This window comes from Sphingobium sp. RC1 (assembly GCF_059738765.1).
The window spans coordinates 118943-135109 of sequence record NZ_AP027306.1; the positions used below are offsets into that span (position 1 = coordinate 118943).

Annotated in this window: 14 protein-coding genes and 2 tRNA genes; 8 read left to right on the forward strand and 8 right to left on the reverse strand. The window is 61.3% G+C overall.

Annotation, left to right across the window (positions count from 1 at the left end; genetic code table 11):
* Positions 1–2 precede the first annotated feature (2 nt).
* A complete protein-coding gene (locus tag AC6JBC_RS00605) occupies positions 3–833 on the reverse strand; it encodes a tetratricopeptide repeat protein (protein ID WP_498024803.1) in 831 nt (276 codons plus the stop codon).
* A complete protein-coding gene (locus AC6JBC_RS00610) occupies positions 833–1474 on the reverse strand; it encodes an alpha/beta hydrolase (RefSeq protein ID WP_498024804.1) in 642 nt (213 codons plus the stop codon). Before AC6JBC_RS00610 ends, AC6JBC_RS00605 begins: the two co-directional genes overlap by 1 nt.
* Before the next feature lie 256 nt (positions 1475–1730).
* On the opposite strand from AC6JBC_RS00610, the gene AC6JBC_RS00615 reads away from it, so the two are divergent.
* Positions 1731–1817 (forward strand) — tRNA-Leu (locus tag AC6JBC_RS00615).
* Positions 1818–2151: 334 nt separating this feature from the next.
* On the forward strand, positions 2152–2808 hold the full coding sequence (locus AC6JBC_RS00620) for a 3-keto-disaccharide hydrolase (RefSeq protein ID WP_498024805.1): 657 nt from the start codon (positions 2152–2154) through the stop codon (positions 2806–2808).
* Positions 2809–2852: 44 nt separating this feature from the next.
* Here the strand turns inward: AC6JBC_RS00620 and putA are convergent, their stop codons facing one another.
* On the reverse strand, positions 2853–6458 hold the full coding sequence (putA, locus tag AC6JBC_RS00625) for a trifunctional transcriptional regulator/proline dehydrogenase/L-glutamate gamma-semialdehyde dehydrogenase (RefSeq protein ID WP_498024807.1): 3606 nt from the start codon (positions 6456–6458) through the stop codon (positions 2853–2855).
* A 332-nt stretch (positions 6459–6790) separates the two neighbouring features.
* Here putA and AC6JBC_RS00630 point away from each other — a divergent pair, with 332 nt between their 5' ends.
* The gene (locus AC6JBC_RS00630; RefSeq protein WP_498024808.1) at positions 6791–8155 is read left to right on the forward strand and encodes an aspartate aminotransferase family protein; all 1365 of its coding nucleotides are present in this window, start codon (positions 6791–6793) and stop codon (positions 8153–8155) included.
* 80 nt (positions 8156–8235) lie between these two features.
* On the opposite strand, the gene AC6JBC_RS00635 is transcribed toward AC6JBC_RS00630, so the two are convergent.
* From AC6JBC_RS00635 to AC6JBC_RS00650, 4 genes are all read right to left on the reverse strand, one after another.
* The gene (locus AC6JBC_RS00635) at positions 8236–9063 is read right to left on the reverse strand and encodes a DUF2182 domain-containing protein (RefSeq protein WP_498024810.1); all 828 of its coding nucleotides are present in this window, start codon (positions 9061–9063) and stop codon (positions 8236–8238) included.
* Positions 9053–9685, reverse strand: a complete 633-nt coding sequence (locus tag AC6JBC_RS00640) for a DUF1326 domain-containing protein (protein ID WP_498024811.1) — start codon at positions 9683–9685, stop codon at positions 9053–9055. Before AC6JBC_RS00640 ends, AC6JBC_RS00635 begins: the two co-directional genes overlap by 11 nt.
* 174 nt (positions 9686–9859) lie before the next feature.
* Positions 9860–10621, reverse strand: coding sequence for a LuxR C-terminal-related transcriptional regulator (locus tag AC6JBC_RS00645; RefSeq protein WP_464787804.1), 762 nt, complete (start codon positions 10619–10621; stop codon positions 9860–9862).
* A 532-nt stretch (positions 10622–11153) separates the two neighbouring features.
* A complete protein-coding gene (locus tag AC6JBC_RS00650; protein WP_464787803.1) occupies positions 11154–11711 on the reverse strand; it encodes an outer membrane protein assembly factor BamE in 558 nt (185 codons plus the stop codon).
* 88 nt (positions 11712–11799) lie between these two features.
* Between AC6JBC_RS00650 and AC6JBC_RS00655 the strand changes: the two genes are divergently transcribed.
* The 4 genes from AC6JBC_RS00655 (at position 11800) to AC6JBC_RS00670 (ending at position 15026) form a co-directional block, all read left to right on the forward strand.
* Entirely contained in the window at positions 11800–12315 is a 516-nt protein-coding gene (locus AC6JBC_RS00655) for a ubiquinol-cytochrome C chaperone family protein (protein ID WP_498024813.1), read from the forward strand.
* Positions 12312–12842 (forward strand): YceD family protein, encoded by a 531-nt coding sequence (locus AC6JBC_RS00660; RefSeq protein ID WP_498024814.1) that lies wholly within the window; start codon positions 12312–12314, stop codon positions 12840–12842. The genes AC6JBC_RS00655 and AC6JBC_RS00660 overlap by 4 nt, the downstream gene beginning before the upstream one ends.
* Before the next feature lie 56 nt (positions 12843–12898).
* Entirely contained in the window at positions 12899–13978 is a 1080-nt protein-coding gene (gene dinB, locus AC6JBC_RS00665; protein WP_498024815.1) for a DNA polymerase IV, read from the forward strand.
* A gap of 101 nt (positions 13979–14079) precedes the next feature.
* Positions 14080–15026 (forward strand): IS630 family transposase gene (locus tag AC6JBC_RS00670; protein ID WP_498024816.1). Its coding sequence is split into 2 segments (ribosomal slippage): positions 14080–14416 and positions 14416–15026, totalling 948 coding nucleotides; the frame shifts between segments, so codons are not numbered across the junction.
* Between the two features lie 12 nt (positions 15027–15038).
* Here AC6JBC_RS00670 and AC6JBC_RS00675 read toward each other — a convergent pair.
* Complete coding sequence (locus tag AC6JBC_RS00675; protein WP_498024818.1) at positions 15039–15833, reverse strand: DUF1134 domain-containing protein; 795 nt, start codon at positions 15831–15833, stop codon at positions 15039–15041.
* 232 nt (positions 15834–16065) lie between these two features.
* Here AC6JBC_RS00675 and AC6JBC_RS00680 point away from each other — a divergent pair.
* Positions 16066–16157, forward strand: a tRNA-Ser gene (locus tag AC6JBC_RS00680).
* Positions 16158–16167 lie beyond the last annotated feature (10 nt).

The window sequence follows — 16167 nt, forward strand, 5'->3', positions numbered from 1 at the left end:
GTTCAGGCGGGCGGCAGCCGGGTGAGATTATCGGCGGCCGCCTTGCCCGCGGGCGATTGCGGCGCGAGCTTGACTGCTCTTTGCCAGGCCGATCGGGCGATGTCGGCATGATCGGTCAGGACAGCGATATTGCCCTCCTCCAAAGCCACCGATGCGTCATCGGGAGAGAGCTGCACGGCCCGCGCGATATGCGCCTGCGCCAGCTTCAACTCCCCGGCGCGGCGCGCGAGCGTGGCCGAGAGGAGCCAGGCCAGCGGGTCCTGCGGCACTTGCGCCAGCGCCACATCGAGCGAATCGCGCGCTTCCTTGACTTCGCCCAGCGCAACAAGGGCGCGAGCGCGATCGAGATGCGTTTCGCCTTTTTCCACGCCATCGGGCAGGCCGCGCGCCAGGGCCGCGTCGAAACTGGTGCGCGCCTTGGCGGGATCACCCGCTGCCAGCGCGGCATTACCGGCCTGCGCCCATAAGCGCGCGCTCTGCGCCATTTCGCCGCTGCGCTCAGCCTCATCAGCGGCTTGTTCAAAAGACACAATCGCAGGCGCCCACCGCTCCGCACGGGCATAGGCGAAACCCATGCAATGGCGCGCGTAGAAGCTGCCCCCTTCCAACCGCCATTTCTGCGCGAACGCGACGCCCTGCTCAGGCGATTGTAGCGCCTCGTCGAGACAGGCCTGGAAGGCTTTGGCATATTTTTCCGGAACGGGAATGCGACCGTCAGCAGCGCGGCTTGGTACGGGCGCCTGCGCCTCCTTCTTGGGCCGGTTCATCACCGCCTCAATTTCCGGATCATAGGCTTGCGGCGTCAAAAGCAGCAGCGGAAGGAAGAAGATCATCAAAGAGTGTCCAAAAGACTGCCGAGAGTGTGGATCAGCAATGCAATGTCGCCTTCACGCGACAGGCGGTGGTCGCCATCCTTAATCAGCAACGTCTGCACGTCATATGAATGCAGGCGCTGGGCGAGCCGCAGCGCGGTCTGCCAGGGGACGTCGCGGTCCTCCTGCCCTTGGAGCAGCCGCACGGGGCAATCAATGGCGACAGGGCCGTTCAACAGGCGCAGCGCCTGGCCCGACTGCCAGAAGGCTAGCGTCGTCACCAGCGGCTGATCGCCATAGGGCGTGGGTTCGGTCAGCCGCCCCTGAGTGGCCAGCAAAGCCTTGTCCGCATCACTAAAGCCCCATTCGGTGAAATCCGGCGCGGCCGCGATTCCGACCAGCCCGGCAACGCGGTCAGGCCGAGCCAGCGCGATCAGCAAGGCAATCCAGCCGCCCATGGACGATCCCACCAGCAGCAACGGCCCTTCCGTCAAGGCATCGATCAACAACAGCGCATCGTCACGCCAACTGGCGAGCGTGCCATCCTCAAAGCGGCCTTCGCTGGCGCCATTGCCGCCATAGTCGAGCCGCAGCATCGCCCGCCCGGTCTGCGCCGCCCATGCGTCGATCGCCACCGCCTTGCCACCTTCCATGTCGGACATGTAGCCAGGCAGAAAGACAATGGTCGGCCCCGCGCCCGCACGATACCGATATGCGAGCCGGACCCCATCGGGACGGGCGAACAGCGCGAGCGGCGCGGCTTGGAAGGGGGCTATCGGCTGTCTCCATTGGCAATCAATGCGTCCTGCCTGATGCAATAGACGCTGACGCGCAGAAAACCAGAAAGGAAGAAAAATAATGCCCGTCGCGGAATTGACAGTGTGAGGACCAACGGCTAATCGCGCCGTCCTACCCCGTGCCCAGATGGCGGAATTGGTAGACGCACCAGCTTCAGGTGCTGGCGATCGCAAGGTCGTGGAGGTTCGAGTCCTCTTCTGGGCACCATTTTTGGACGCTAAAGGCGCCAAACGAGCGACTGATTTTACAGCGCTTTTGACAGATAAGCGCCGGACGCTGTCCCGCGAAATTACCGTCTCTAGCAATATATCGCTTTTGATGATCCTTCCGGCGGTACGGGCGGCACCCGGCTTGACCGAGCAGGACTTTTCGCGACCATGCTGATAACCGTCGAACCAGCGTATCGACATTGGAGAGCAGCATGGATCAGAGGACCGGACGTCGGACATTCATCGCCGCAGCGACCACGTTGACGTTGTTCCCTCGCTTGGCCGTGGCGGCGCAACGGCCAGAGGCACCCGCGCCAAAAGCTATGCCCCTGATGCCCCGGCCCGTTGACGGCGACGGGCCGGGGTTCAAATCCTTGTTTGACGGTCACACCCTGGCGGGCTGGCGCGGTGATCCACGCTATTGGCGCGTAGAAAATGGAACCATAGTTGGCGAGGTGACGCCGGACACACTGCTTCGGAGCAACACTTTCCTGATCTGGGAAGGCGGGAAGCCCGAGGATTTCGAATTGAAGGCGGAGTATCGGATCACCCCTGAAGGCAACAGCGGCGTCAACTACCGCAGCACCGTTGTCAAAGACGAGATCACGCCCACCAACCGCTTCGCCATGTCAGGATTACAGTTTGATATCGATGGCCGGAATCTCTTCACGGCCATGGTCTATGAGGAGAGGGGGCGCGGCTTTATCGCCCGCCGTGGTCAGTTTACGCGAACAACGTCACCGCCGTCGCAAATAATCGGCGCCATTGGTGAGCCCGGCCCTATGAAAGCAGCGATCAAAGCTGAATGGAACGAAGCCCATATCATCGCCAAGGGTCCGGCAATCTATCATTTGTTGAACGGCCAATTGATGGCAGCGGCGATCGATGAATCGGCGGATTGTCGGCGCAAGGGCGAGATCGGGATGCAGGCGCACGTAGGTCCGCCGATGAAGGTGGAATATCGCAACATCCGGCTGAAGCTGTTGTAGCACAATCCGCGAGGGGACCGGCTATGGAAGCGTCGGCGTAAGCGCTATCCGATCATCATCAGGCTGGCATTACCCCCGGCAGCGGTCGTGTTGATGGAGATCGACACTTCTTCAAGCAACCAATCGCAATGATAGGCAAGGGGCTGGTCCAGCTCGGCTACATGAACGGAAATGATAGGCCCCGGCATCGCCGCGACTTCCGCCACGGCTCGGGCAACGGCTGCCTCATCTCCTTCCACCAGGGCCACTGCATAAGGCCCGTCAGGCAGGGCCGCAAACGCAGCGGCGACATTTTGGGGCAAATCGTCGGAAAGCGCTTCCGCAACCACGCCCCGGTTTCCGGTCGCAAGGATGGCGGCCATCTGTTCGAACAAGCCATCTCGGCTCGCGGGCTTCATCAGCACCTGACCACGGGGATGCAGGCTGTAAAGATTGCGTTCCCCGACTGGTCCGGCGAGCGCGCGTTCCGCTCCCAAAGCAGAGGCGTCGGCGTAGTTGCGCGCTTTCGCCGCGCTGCCGATTTCGCCCTTTGTTTCCAGCCAATCTGCGAAATCATGGATGGGTGAAGCCGGATACCGCGACTTCCATCCACATGCGAATGGCCGCGTCACCAGCCGGTCAAGATAAAGCGGCCCGCCAGCCTTAGGTCCCGTTCCAGAGAGCCCACAGCCCCCGAACGGCTGGACGCCGACAACCGCGCCAATCATGTTGCGGTTCACATAGAGATTGCCCGCTCTCACCCGCGATGTGACATAAGAGATGGTCTCATCGAGCCGGGTGTGAAGGCCGAAGGTCAGCCCATAGCTAGTGGCGTTGATCGAATCGATCAGCGCGCCCAACCGTTCCCGGCGGAAACGCACGACATGCAGAACCGGGCCGAAAACCTCCCGCTCCAACTCGGCTATATCGTCGATCTCGATAATCGTTGGCGCAACGAAGGTGCCGTGCGCCGCCTCGGCAGGCAGGGCGAGTTGATCAACCCGTTTTCCGCGCTCGCGCATTTTGGCGATGTGCTGATCGATCGCCATCTTTGCTGCCTGCGTGATCACAGGCCCGATGTCCGTCCTCAGCGCATCGGTGCTGCCAACGCGCATTTCCCGCAACGCGCCCTTGAGCATCAGCAGAATGCGATCCGCCACCTCTTCCTGTAAGCAGAGTATGCGCAGCGCGGAACAGCGCTGACCCGCGCTGTCGAATGCGGAGACCAGCACGTCCGCCACCACCTGTTCGGCCAGAGCGGACGAGTCAACGATCATCGCGTTCTGCCCGCCCGTTTCGGCGACAAACGGAATAGGGTGGCTTGCGGGTGAAAGCCTCTTGGCAAGCTGGCCCTGGATCAGCCGCGCGACGGCGGTCGATCCTGTGAACATCACGCCTGCGGTTTCCGGCGCCGCTACCAGAGCGCTGCCCAACGCGCCATCGCCCGGCACCAGTTGAAGGGCATGCCGGGGCACGCCCGCCTCATGCAACAAGCGCACGGCCTCCGCCGCGATCAGTGGCGTTTGGGCTGCGGGTTTTGCCAGCACCGGATTGCCTGCAACCAGAGCGGCAGCGACCTGACCGGTGAAGATTGCGAGGGGAAAGTTCCACGGGCTGATGCACAGGATCGGTCCCAGAGGACCCTGCCCGGCGCCGATATTGGCCCGTGCCTGCGCCGCATAATAGCGGAGGAAATCGACCGCCTCGCGAACCTCCGCGATCGCGTTGGCAAGAGATTTTCCGGCTTCGCGGATCAACGGGCCGAGCAGGATCGGCATGCGCGCCTGCATCGCGTCGGCGGCGCGTTCCAGAATGGCTGCGCGCTCCTCCACCGGCCTGCTACCCCAATCGGATGTCGCGGCACGGGACGCGAGGGCAGCGGCGTCCTCGGCCGCCAGTTCCACCACCGTGCCGACCCTGTCCCGATGATCGGCTGGATTGCGTATGGCGCGCGCCTCCCCTGAACCGAAGGTCGGGGCCGCCCTCCACTCGATCGCGGCGCTATCGCGAAGGGCCTGCGACAGGGCGGCGAGCGTGCTTTCATCGTTAAGGTCGAAGCCCGTCGAATTGCGCCGGTCGGGATACAGATCGGCAGGCAGGGCGATCTTGTCATGCTTCGCGCCGGGATGGGGCATGGCACGGACCAGCTCCGCCGGATCAGCGATCAGGTCATCGACCGAAATCGCCGGGTCCGCGATACGATGGACGAAGGAGGAGTTGGCGCCATTCTCAAGCAGTCGGCGGACCAAATAGGCGAGCAGCGTCTCATGCGTGCCAACCGGCGCATAAATGCGGCACGGGCGGTCGAGATTTTCCTTTCCCACGACCTGTTCGTACAGCGGCTCTCCCATGCCGTGCAGGCACTGAAACTCATATTGGCCGACGCTGAAATCAGGCCCGGCAATGCGGTAAATGGTCGCGAGGGTCTGCGCATTATGGGTCGCAAATTGCGGGAAGACCGCATCGGGCGCGGCGAGCAGTTTTTTTGCGCAGGCGATATAGGCGACATCGGTGTGCACCTTGCGCGTGTAGACCGGGAAGTCGCCAAGGCCGTCCATCTGGGCGCGCTTGATCTCCGCGTCCCAATAGGCGCCCTTCACCAGACGGACCATCATGCGGTGTCCTGAACGCCGGGCAAGATCGATGATCCAGTCGATCACGAAAGGGCAGCGCTTACCATAGGCTTGAATGACGAACCCCAAGCCATCCCATCCGGCCAATCCCGCGTCTGTCGCCAGGCTTTCGAGAAGGTCGAGGGAGAGTTCGAGCCGGTCCATCTCCTCGGCATCGATGTTGAGGCCGATATCATAGCTTTTGGCGAGCAGGGCCAGTTGCCGGACGCGGGGCAGCAATTCCCCCATCACCCGATCCGCCTGAGCGCGGGTATAGCGGGGATGCAGCGCCGAAAGCTTGATGGAGATGCCGGGGCCTTCATACACGCCGCGTCCGCGCGCCGCCTTTCCGATCGCGTGGATGGCACGCTCATAATCGGCATGATAACGATCGGCATCGGCTGCGGTCGTCGCTGCTTCACCCAGCATGTCGTAGCTGTAGCGGAAGCCCTTCGCTTCCAGCCTGCGAGCGCGCTTGAGCGCCTGCCCGATCGTCTCGCCCGTGACGAACTGTTCGCCCATCATCCGCATGGCGAGATCCACGCCGCGACGGATCACCGGCTCCCCCGCGCGCGCCACCAGCCGGGTAAGCGCGGCGCCCAGCCCATCATCATCGACGCTGCCGACCAGCTTGCCGGTCACGACCAGGCCCCATGTCGCGGCGTTGACGAACAGTGATTTGCCGCCGCCCAGATGCGATCCCCAATCGCCATCAGAAAGCTTGTCGCGGATCAATGCGTCGCGTGTCGTATGATCGGGGATACGCAGCAATGCTTCGGCGAGGCACATCAGAGCCACGCCCTCTTCACTGGAAAGTGAATATTCCTGTATCAGCCCTTCCACGCCGTTGCCCCTGTGATTGGCGCGGAGCGTGGTCACGAGCAGGCGAGCAACTTTTCTGATCGCTTCGCGATCCGATGGCTCAAGAGTCGCGGCTTCCAGCAGCGGCACGATGCACGCGGGTTCTTCCCGCCGGTAGGCGGCGGTGATTGCTCGCCGAAGAGGTGACTGGGGACGTATGGGCGGCGCAAAGTCCTGAAAGGGCACGCGTCGGGTCATGGCAGCTCCAACTACCCTCCATCATTGGGCCTGAGAATCGCATATATGGATGGATTGACCCAATTCAGCATCCCGGTCCGGGGAAAAGCTGGAAAATCGCTCTATCTGGACTTGTTCGCCGCCCTCACTCGACGGGAATCGCAGACAAACCGCCCCGTTCCATGATCATGTGTTGATAAGTGTCCACAAAATTCTTATGCATCCGACGGGCACGCTACTTCCCTGCATGGATGAGGGTAAGTCGATCCCGTGCGCGTAATGGTCGTCGGGCGCATATCCATCTCGGAGACGGCCGAAATGTCAGTTTCTAAAAGATCGGAAGCACGAAGATAATGTACGATCCCAGCGAAAATGCTGCAGCTGATATTGCAGCTCACTTCCACTCCTTCACGAACTTAGCGACCCATCCCGAGGTCGGTCCCCTCGTCATAACCAAGGGCGATGGCGTCTTCGTGGAAGACGATCGGGGGAACCGCTATCTTGAGGCAGTGTCTGCCCTGTGGTGCGCCTCTCTGGGCTTCAGCAACGAGCGCCTGGCCAAGGCGGGCAGCGAAGCGCTGCGTGGATTACCCTATTATCACACCTTCACCGGACGTTCCAATCCAGCCGTGATCGCGCTTGCCAATAAGCTGCTGTCGATCGCGCCTGTGCCGATGTCGAAGGTGTTCTTTGCCAACAGCGGATCTGAAGCAAACGACTCTGCTGTGAAGCTGATCTGGTATTATCATAACGCCATCGGCAAGCCGGAGAAGAAGAAGATCATCGCCCGGCGCAACGCCTATCACGGCGTTACCGTGGCCTCGGCCAGCCTGAGCGGGCTTGTCACCAATCATCGCGATTTCGACCTGCCCATCCATAATATTCTGCATACCGATTGCCCGCATTACTTCCGCTATGCCGAACCGGGCGAAAGCGAAGAGGATTTCGCGACCCGCCTCGCCGACAATCTTGAAAAGCTGATCCTGGAGGAAGGGCCGGAGACGGTCGCCGCCTTCTTCGCCGAACCGGTCATGGGCGCGGGCGGGGTAATCGTTCCGCCAGCAACCTATTTCGAAAAGGTGCAGAAGGTACTGACGAAATATGACGTGCTGCTCGTCGCGGACGAAGTGGTGTGCGGCTATGGCCGGACGGGTGAGATGTTCGGTTCGACCACTTTCGGCATGAAGCCCGACATCCTCACCACGGCGAAGGGTCTGTCATCCGGCTATGCACCGATTTCGGCGGTGATGGTGAATGAGAAGGTCTATGCGCCGATCGCCCGGAACAGCGGCACCATCGGCACCTTCGGCCACGGCTTCACCTATTCGGGCCATCCGGTGAGTTGCGCCATCGCGCTGGAAACGCTCAAAATCTACGAAGAAGATAATGTGGTCGGCCACGTGCAGTCATTGATGCCGCAATTCTGGAAGGCGCTGCGCAGCTATGAAGGTCGTAAATATGTCGGCGAAGTGCGTGGCGCAGGCCTGGTGGGCGCTATCGAGCTTTATGCCGATCCTGAAAACCGGACCAGCTTCGACCCCGCAGTAAAGGCCGGGGCGCGCTTGGTCGAAATCGGGCTGACGCAGGGCCTGATCGTGCGGGCACTGGGCGATACGATCGTCTTCTGCCCGCCGCTGATCATCACCGCCGAAGAGCTTGATGATCTGTTCGCGCGGTTCGAACGCACCATGGCCATCTTCGAAGAAATCATCGGCTGACAGTCCGGCATCGGAGCAACTGCCGCGCGATGCAGCGGTTGCTCCGATACGGCCCCCGTTGCCGCGTGGGTCACACAGCGTCAGCGAAGCGCGACAAACAGTGCCGCGAGAAACAGGAATGCAGCGGTCCACCGGTCCAACCGCCAACGCCGCGGCGACATCTTCTGGGCTGCGACCAGGCATGTGAAAAATGCTATCCAGGCGAGATTCATGACGCCGCCCACAAACAGCAGCAGCATCAGCGCCCAGCAGCAGCCCAGGCAATAAAGCCCATGTCGCATGCCGATCTGGAAGGCGCCGCCTGCACCGGGGCGCCAGTGGCGATGAATGAAGATGAGCGGCGACTGGCAGTTTTCCAGACAGCGATGCTTGGCAGGCGTCAATTCATAGAGAGCCGCCACCAGCAACAGGCCAGCAGCGCCCAGGCGACCACCCAGAGACAGCGTCTCGGCTGACAAATAGCCACCATGCAGCAGCAGGGCCTGTGCGCCAGCCGCGATCGCTGAAAAGCTTGTCCATATGAGCAGATAAGAGCCCATGACCATAAGGCTGTGCAGCAAACGCGCATGGTGACTGGTCGCTCGATCAATCCGCGCATGCAGCAATATCATGGGCGCGGCGGAAGGAAGCATCATGGCGACCATCATGATCGACCACATGGCGAAGGCGGCGAGAAAATAGCTGGGCGACAAGGGCTGGACGGCCATGGGCATTCCGCCTATCGGCATGTCCGCCATCCCTGCCCCCGCCATGTCTGCCATAGAGGCGTCCGGCGTGGAAAGGAGCCACATCCAGGCCATCATCACCAGCAGCAGCAGCGCCGCTCCGACGATCAGGCTGTTTCGCGACAATAGCTGATGGACAACAAATGTCGTGCCGTCTGGTGGTGGCACCGGCCTAATGGACAACGCCACTCTCGGTCAGGTGAAGCTCGGCGAACTGCGCATGGGAATCGCTGAGCTGCACATCGACCGGCCCCTGGGTTTTCGCCCAGCCGCGACCGACCTCACACACATCATATTCAAAGCCCTGCGGCAGGTTGATGCGCGCACGATGGGCGTCTCCCGTGACCGGGTTGACGATCGGCTCGCCACGCGCATCGATCCAGCCGGGAACAGCCAGCCGGGCGGATCGGCCGTCAATGTCCACCCGCAGGTCGATGGGCGCGAATACGGGATCGTGCACCCTGGTGTAGGTCGTGGCAAAAACCTGGAAGAAGGTGGCGCCGGGTACAGTGTCCAGCCCGCTCATGATGCGCAGCAACGCTTCTCTCTGCGTCGCGTCTGCCCGTTCATCGACGATCGGAACGGCTTCGCCCCTGCCTTCATGAATCGGCCCCGGCCAGGCGACGATCAGGCCGATGCGCAAGCCCGAAAGGTCGGTGTCATCATGATGGCCCTGTTCGATGTCGATCGCGGCAACGGCCTGACAATGTCCATGCGTCGGCAACGCATTGAATTGGCAGGGACAACCATAGGCGCAATTGCAGTGGACAAATTCCTTGCCCTTGATGGTCCAGCGCGTGGCCATGGGACCTCTCCCGCCTTGAGTCTTGGACGGGGTCAGCATAGCAGCTTTTGCTATTGTTCAACAGGCCGAAGCCCTGCCCCGCCCCGGCTACTGATGCTCCTGCGTTTGCGCGCAGGAGCATCAGTCAGAATTTATGAGGGGGTGACCGCAGCCCTTTTCAGGCCACGGTCAAGTTCAGGCACGGCTGAGCGGCATGGCAGCCAATTCAAGCTGCGGCAGCTGCGCGGGATGAGGGATCGTCACCTCCACTGGCACTACCGGCTCTACCTCCGGCACCCGTCCACGCATTCCATGATTGGCTGCCCAGATCGCAGCCTGCGTGCGGTTCTTGACGCGCAGTTTGCGCAGCACCGCCTTCACATGGACCTTCACCGTCGCCTCGCTGATATCCATTCTCTTGGAAATCACCTTGTTGGGGCATCCCATGATCAGCCAGCGCAGGATTTCCAGCTCGCGATCCGACAGGCTGGCAGCATCGACTGGCCGTTCAACCTCCAGCGCGTCCGTGAGTGTCGGCCGCGACTGCAATTCATCAGCGAGTTGCGGCGGAAGCACCCGTTCGCCCATCGCCACCAGGTGCAGCGTCGCGACCAGGCGGTCGCAGCTGATTTCCTTGATGATATAGCCCATTGCACCAAGCCGGAAGGCTTTCAGCATCGTCTGGAAATCGAACCGGTCGGACAGAACCACCAGATAGGAACAGGGAAATCGCCGTTGAAGGACGGCAACGCTGTCCGCATCAAGTTCTTCGGTTCCATTATCGACCAGAAGCAGCGACGGCCCGGTATCTTCTTCCGGCACCTCCGCCTTCTGGAGTGCAGCGGCAATATTGGGATATTGGTTAACCCGGAAATCTCGTTCAGTGAGGATCCGGCTCAGCCCTTCTCTAACAATTGCATTACCGCACAACAGACGCACATTGACTGGGTAAGCCATTGGGTATTCCCCTCATGATCCCTTCCACCTTCGTTAGCAGGCCCCAAACGAAGCGTGAAAGACCAGTTTCCAAATGCCTGCAGTGCGACCCTTTCTTTTCGTTTCAACGAGTTATGACTAGCATATTTGCGCGACAAGAGTCCTGAACTGCTCGCGGAAATTTAGGGTTAGTGCCAGAATTCGCTAACGAACTGTTAATGCGTTATATTCTGACTTTAACCTTATGTAGTACGCCGTACGTGCAGCGCGAGATATACTACTTTAGTCTTACTGCCGACGGCACTGCTTGAGCATATTCCTGAGCCGTCGCCGTTGCGAGTCTCTATTTATTAACGCGAAAAATTAACCATGTTTCCAAACAAGTCCAATGACTTGGATCGCCGGAATTTTTTGATGTCACCGATACTGGCATGCAAGCCCGCTCGAGACTCGCGAAGGCGATGCTTTCTTGCCACAGCCGCCAGGGGGAATCCGGTAATAAGACTGCTGCGAAAAGGGAGCGTTGACCCCGGCCAGCCTTGCTATCCGGACCTTAGGAACCGTTAGGACCGCCACCGCCGGTATTGCTACCGCCGCCTCCGCCACCCATGCCACCGGCGCCCACCGCGCCGATGTTCCCGAAAATCTCGTCGAACAGACTGCGATGGCGGCCAAGAGTCGGCGTCTTATCGCCCGCGGGCGATATCTTGGCGACCTGCTCAAGCCCCATGCGATCGACGGCAGTCACATTGCCCGCCGGGTCGAAACGGACATGCAACACCGTCTGAGCCACGGGCTTGGGATTGGAGAAGGCAAGCGCCCGCATGTCGCGCGACACATAATACCAGTCCTGATCCCCGAATTGCGCGGTGAAGCTGGGTCGGCCCAGCGTTCCTTCAACCGAGGCACGGTTGTCGATACCCGGCTGGATCGAATCGACCAGCAGCTTATCCACCTGATAGCCCTGATGTGTCCGGATGCGGGTGCAAGCGGATGTACCAAGGACCAGCGCGCCAAGGCCGACGGCGAGCAACAGATGTCGGCTGAACTGACGCATGAACTTCTCCTGCCGGGACAGGCCCCGGGAAAACGCGAAAACCAAAGCCGCCATTGCATCGCGCGGCCCGCCGATCAATATGGAAATGCGCGACCCCCGGCAAGGGGGCCTCCGCTCAGCTCAGCCAGGAAACTGCTTCGACATGCCAAACCTCTTTCAGCGCCTGTTTGCGAAAACCGATCCCAAGGACGCGATGCAGCCGCTCTATCAGGCCATCGTCCATGAAGGACGTCAGCCGCATTGGTATATGGAAGGCCAGGTCCCCGACACCATGGACGGCCGGTTCGACATGATCGTCGCCATCCTCGCCCAGGTGCTGATGCGGATGGAAGCGATCGGCGCTGCGCAGGAAAGCGTGTGGCTGACGGAATTGTTCGTAGATGACATGGACGGCCAGCTGCGTCAGGAAGGCGTGGGCGACGTCGTGGTGGGCAAGCATATCGGCCGGATGGTGAGCGCGCTGGGCGGCAGGCTGTCAGCCTATAAGGCAGCATTGCTGGGCGAGGCGGAACTGCGGGAAGCGCTGGAGCGCAACCTGTATCGTGGCGCGACGCCGGGGGATGATGCGATCAATCATGTCGAATCTCGCTTGCGATCGCGCTGGGTTCGGCTTTCCGGATTGTCGCTGGAAGCTTTGCTGACCGGAGATATTGGATGAGCAACCCGGCACCCGAATTTTCTCGCCCGGTGCGCGCTGATCAGATCGCGCGGCATGCGCAAGGAGTGACGATCACCGCCAACGCCAGCGAGCGGGAAGCGTTGGCGAGGCGGTTCCATCTGCTTTCGCTCAGCCGCCTTGATGCCGATTATACGCTGAGCGAAAATGATAGCGGCATCGAGGCACGCGGGCGCGTGCGGGCTGAACTGGCCCAGCCCTGCGTCGCTACCGGTGTCGCCGTGCCCGAGAAGATCGACAGCGAATTCCTGCTGCGCTTCGTCGCGGAGCGCGACGATGAAGGCGATGACGAGGAACTGGAGATCGATTCGGACGATTGCGACGTCATCGGCTTTGATGGGCAGACGATCGACATGGGGGAAGCGGTCGCCGAAACCATGGCCTTGGCCATGACGCCCTATCCCCGTTCTGCCGACGCGGACTCCTATCTGCGGGAAGCAGGCGTCCTGTCGGAAGAACAAGCCAGTCCTTTTGCTGTCCTCCAGTCCTTGAAGGACAAGAAGTCCTGACCTGACGACGCCTTCCGCGTTTTGCTTTCGTTCCTGCTGTGGCATAAACCTCTGCCATGGATTCCGGGCCGCGCAAGATCATCCATATCGACATGGATGCCTTTTATGCGTCGGTCGAACAGCGCGACGACCCGGCGTTGCGGGGCAAGCCGATCGCCGTGGGCGGCGGCGGCCCGCGAGGGGTCGTGGCCACCGCCAGCTATGAGGCTCGCACATTTGGCGTGAAATCGGCCATGCCCGGCGCGCGGGCGCGGCGGCTCTGTCCGGACCTTCTGTTCGTGAAGCCCCGGTTCGAAGTGTATCGCGCCGTTTCGGCTCATGTGCGGGAGATTTTCGCCCGCTTCACCGACATTATTCAGCCGCTTTCGCTTGACGAGGCTTATCTGGACGTCACTGTGAACAAGCCGGGCCTGGCCTCCGCAACGGTCATCGCCCAGGAAATCCGGCGCATGATCCACGAAGAAACGGGTCTCACCGCCTCCGCGGGCGTTTCCTACAACAAGCTGATCGCCAAACTCGCTTCAGATCAGAACAAGCCGGACGGCATTTGCGTCGTGCGGCCCGGCGATGGAGCAGGCTTCATGGCGGAGATGCCTGTTCGGCGTATCCATGGCGTAGGGCCGGTGACGGCGCGGCGGATGCAGGCGTTAGGGATTGAAACCGGCGCCGACCTTCGCGGACGGGACCTGCCTTTCCTTCAGCAGCATTTCGGCAGCGCTGCTCCCTTCTATTATCGTGCCGCGCGCGGGGAGGACGACCGGCCGGTCCATGAACGGCAGGAAAGAAAATCCGTCAGTGTCGAGGACACATTTTTCGACGACCTGATAACGCAGGACGCGCTGGTCGCCGAAATAGACCGGATCTCGCAAAGCCTCTGGGGAAGGATCGAGAAAAGCGGCGCCTATGGCCGCACCATCGTCCTGAAAATCAAATTCGCCGATTTCCGGATCATCACACGGTCAAAAAGCATGGGCGCCCCGGTTCGGTCGCCCGATCTGCTGGCGACAACAGCGCGCGCCCTGCTGCTCGCCCAGCTGCCCCTACCCATGGGGGCTCGGCTGCTGGGTCTTGGGGTGCATAATCTCGACGCCGAAGAGCCGGTCGAGGGAGGCCAGCAGCTCAGCTTTGTCCTTTGAGCCGGATTAGAGCGGTTTTCGACCGCTATGAATCGGTAAGGGATTCCCTTGCGGGCTGATTTGTGATTCAGAATCTGTGCTGGTGAAGGAGGCCAGCATGGATGGGTCACCCACTCTCTATGGATTTGCGCGTCCGGCTTCTGGCAGCGGTTGATGGCGGGCTGAGTTGCCGAGCGGCGGCGGTGCGGTTTGGTGTGGCGCCATCGACGGCGATCCGTTGGCATGCGCAGAGGCGCGAGACGGGTGCCTTTGCTTCCAAGCCGCAAGGTGGCGACATGCGATCCCGCCGAGTAGAGGAGCGAGCGGCTGACATCTTGGCCTTGTGGGAGGCGCGCAAGGACATCTCGCTCGAAGAGCTGCGTATTGCCTTGGCCGAAGCGGGTCTGACAGTATCGGTTGCCGGGCTGCACCGCTTCTTCGCGCGGCGGGGCATGACGCGCAAAAAAAGACTGGGCATGCCATCGAGCAAGACCGCCCCGACGTCCTGAGGCAGCGCCACGACTGGTTCGAGAGCCAGGTCGATCTGGAACCGGAACGTTTGGTGTTCATCGACGAGACGTGGACCGCCACCAACATGACCCGCAGCCACGGGCGCTGTGCCAGAGGCGAGCGGTTGCGGATGGGATACCCACATGGCCATCGCAAAACCACTACACTGGTCGCGGGCCTCCGCATGAGCAGCATGGTCGCGCCAATGGTGCTGGACGGCCCGATCAACGGTGACTGGTTTGAAGCCTATGTTGCGCAAGTTCTCGTGCCGGAACTGCGGCCTGGTGACATCGTCATCATGGACAATCTCTCGAGCCACAAGCGACCTGCGGTCCGTGAGCGGATCGAGGCGGCAGGGGCAACGCTGCGCTTCCTGCCGCCTTATAGTCCCGACTTCAACCCGATCGAGAAAGCCTTTTCCCGCCTCAAGGCCACGCTCCGAAAAGCAGGCGAGCGCACCATCAGCGGCCTGTGGAGCCTCATCGGCAGGCTCGTCGACATCTTCCAGCCCACCGAATGTGCCAACTATTTCAGCTCGTGCGGATATGATCCAGATTGATCGAAAACCGCTCTAGAAGGGCAGCCAGTTCCGCTTTTCCGTGAACTTCATGTAGCCAGCATTGATGCCCAGCCGATAACCCACGCCCAGGCGGATCGGGATCAGCACGACGCTGCCCCAACGCAGGTAGCTGGCCGTGAAGCCACCAACGAGATAGGCTGTGCCTTCGGCAGCGGGGAAGCGGTGGTAAAGATCCTGCGTGTCATAGAGATTATAGACCAGGACGAAGGTGTTGGCCGCATTGCCGCCCAGGTCGAAGCCGATCGACGGCCCGGTCCAATAGACCTCCCGCTTGCCTTCCACCTTGTGATTGAGCGTACCGGACCCATAGCGCAGGCCAACGACAAAGGCGCCGGATGCTTCCCGACCGGCAATATAGGCGTTGGGACGGCCCTGATCCTTCAGGATCTTCTCGATCATGCCGGCAAGACCCTCGGCCCCCTTGCCAAAGACGCCCTCGGCCGCTCCGATCAGGTCATCTTCCTGATAGGATTCGCTCGGGCTCAAGGCGGCAGGGGGCGAGTTGGACGTCACCGGCGCGCCCGTTGCGGTGCTGTTCGCCGCAGGCGGGGCATAATCCGGCGCCGTGTTGCTGGGGGCCGGCACGCTGCGGTCGATGCCGGGGTCGGTCGGGGTGCTGTTCGCGGGCGGAACGGGCGCTAGGTCCGCGTCGATCGCGGTGTTGGGATCGACCGTGCGCACCTGCGCCGTCGCAACAATTGGACTGAACGCCATGCCAGCGGCGGCGAATGCCAACGCACCCCGCCGCACATTGCGAGCCGTCGCACGCCTTAAAATCCCGATCATGCCCGCTACTCCCCGAATTTTCCGCTCTTCGACCAACTATCAGATTATCGGAAAGCAAGCTGAAACGACAATGAACGAACGGCGACCCGAGTCGATTCTGGGCTGGAACGAATCCTGCGGACAAGTTTGTAAGAATTTCATGGCACACACCCGTTGCCTTGCGCGAAAGCCGCCGTTATAGCGCTCCTCGCCTAGCCGCTGCCCGCCCCAAGCGGGTGTTCAGGCCATGTTTGGAGACGTGGGTGAGTGGCTGAAACCAACGGTTTGCTAAACCGTCGTGCTGAGAATTCGGCACCGAGGGTTCGAATCCCTCCGTCTCCGCCAACTTTCCCTA

Excerpts from the sequence above, each read along its gene's own strand:
- AC6JBC_RS00605 (WP_498024803.1), bottom strand. The coding sequence starts at position 833 with ATGATCTTCTTCCTTCCGCTGCTGCTTTTGACGCCGCAAGCCTATGAT.
- AC6JBC_RS00645 (WP_464787804.1), bottom strand. The coding sequence starts at position 10,621 with ATGGCTTACCCAGTCAATGTGCGTCTGTTGTGCGGTAATGCAATTGTT.
- AC6JBC_RS00630 (WP_498024808.1), top strand. The coding sequence starts at position 6,791 with ATGTACGATCCCAGCGAAAATGCTGCAGCTGATATTGCAGCTCACTTC.
- AC6JBC_RS00620 (WP_498024805.1), top strand. The coding sequence starts at position 2,152 with ATGCCCCGGCCCGTTGACGGCGACGGGCCGGGGTTCAAATCCTTGTTT.
- putA (WP_498024807.1), bottom strand. The coding sequence starts at position 6,458 with ATGACCCGACGCGTGCCCTTTCAGGACTTTGCGCCGCCCATACGTCCC.
- dinB (WP_498024815.1), top strand. The coding sequence starts at position 12,899 with ATGGATTCCGGGCCGCGCAAGATCATCCATATCGACATGGATGCCTTT.
- AC6JBC_RS00675 (WP_498024818.1), bottom strand. The coding sequence starts at position 15,833 with ATGATCGGGATTTTAAGGCGTGCGACGGCTCGCAATGTGCGGCGGGGT.
- AC6JBC_RS00650 (WP_464787803.1), bottom strand. The coding sequence starts at position 11,711 with ATGGCGGCTTTGGTTTTCGCGTTTTCCCGGGGCCTGTCCCGGCAGGAG.
- AC6JBC_RS00640 (WP_498024811.1), bottom strand. The coding sequence starts at position 9,685 with ATGGCCACGCGCTGGACCATCAAGGGCAAGGAATTTGTCCACTGCAAT.
- AC6JBC_RS00610 (WP_498024804.1), bottom strand. The coding sequence starts at position 1,474 with ATGTCCGACATGGAAGGTGGCAAGGCGGTGGCGATCGACGCATGGGCG.
- AC6JBC_RS00660 (WP_498024814.1), top strand. The coding sequence starts at position 12,312 with ATGAGCAACCCGGCACCCGAATTTTCTCGCCCGGTGCGCGCTGATCAG.
- AC6JBC_RS00655 (WP_498024813.1), top strand. The coding sequence starts at position 11,800 with ATGCCAAACCTCTTTCAGCGCCTGTTTGCGAAAACCGATCCCAAGGAC.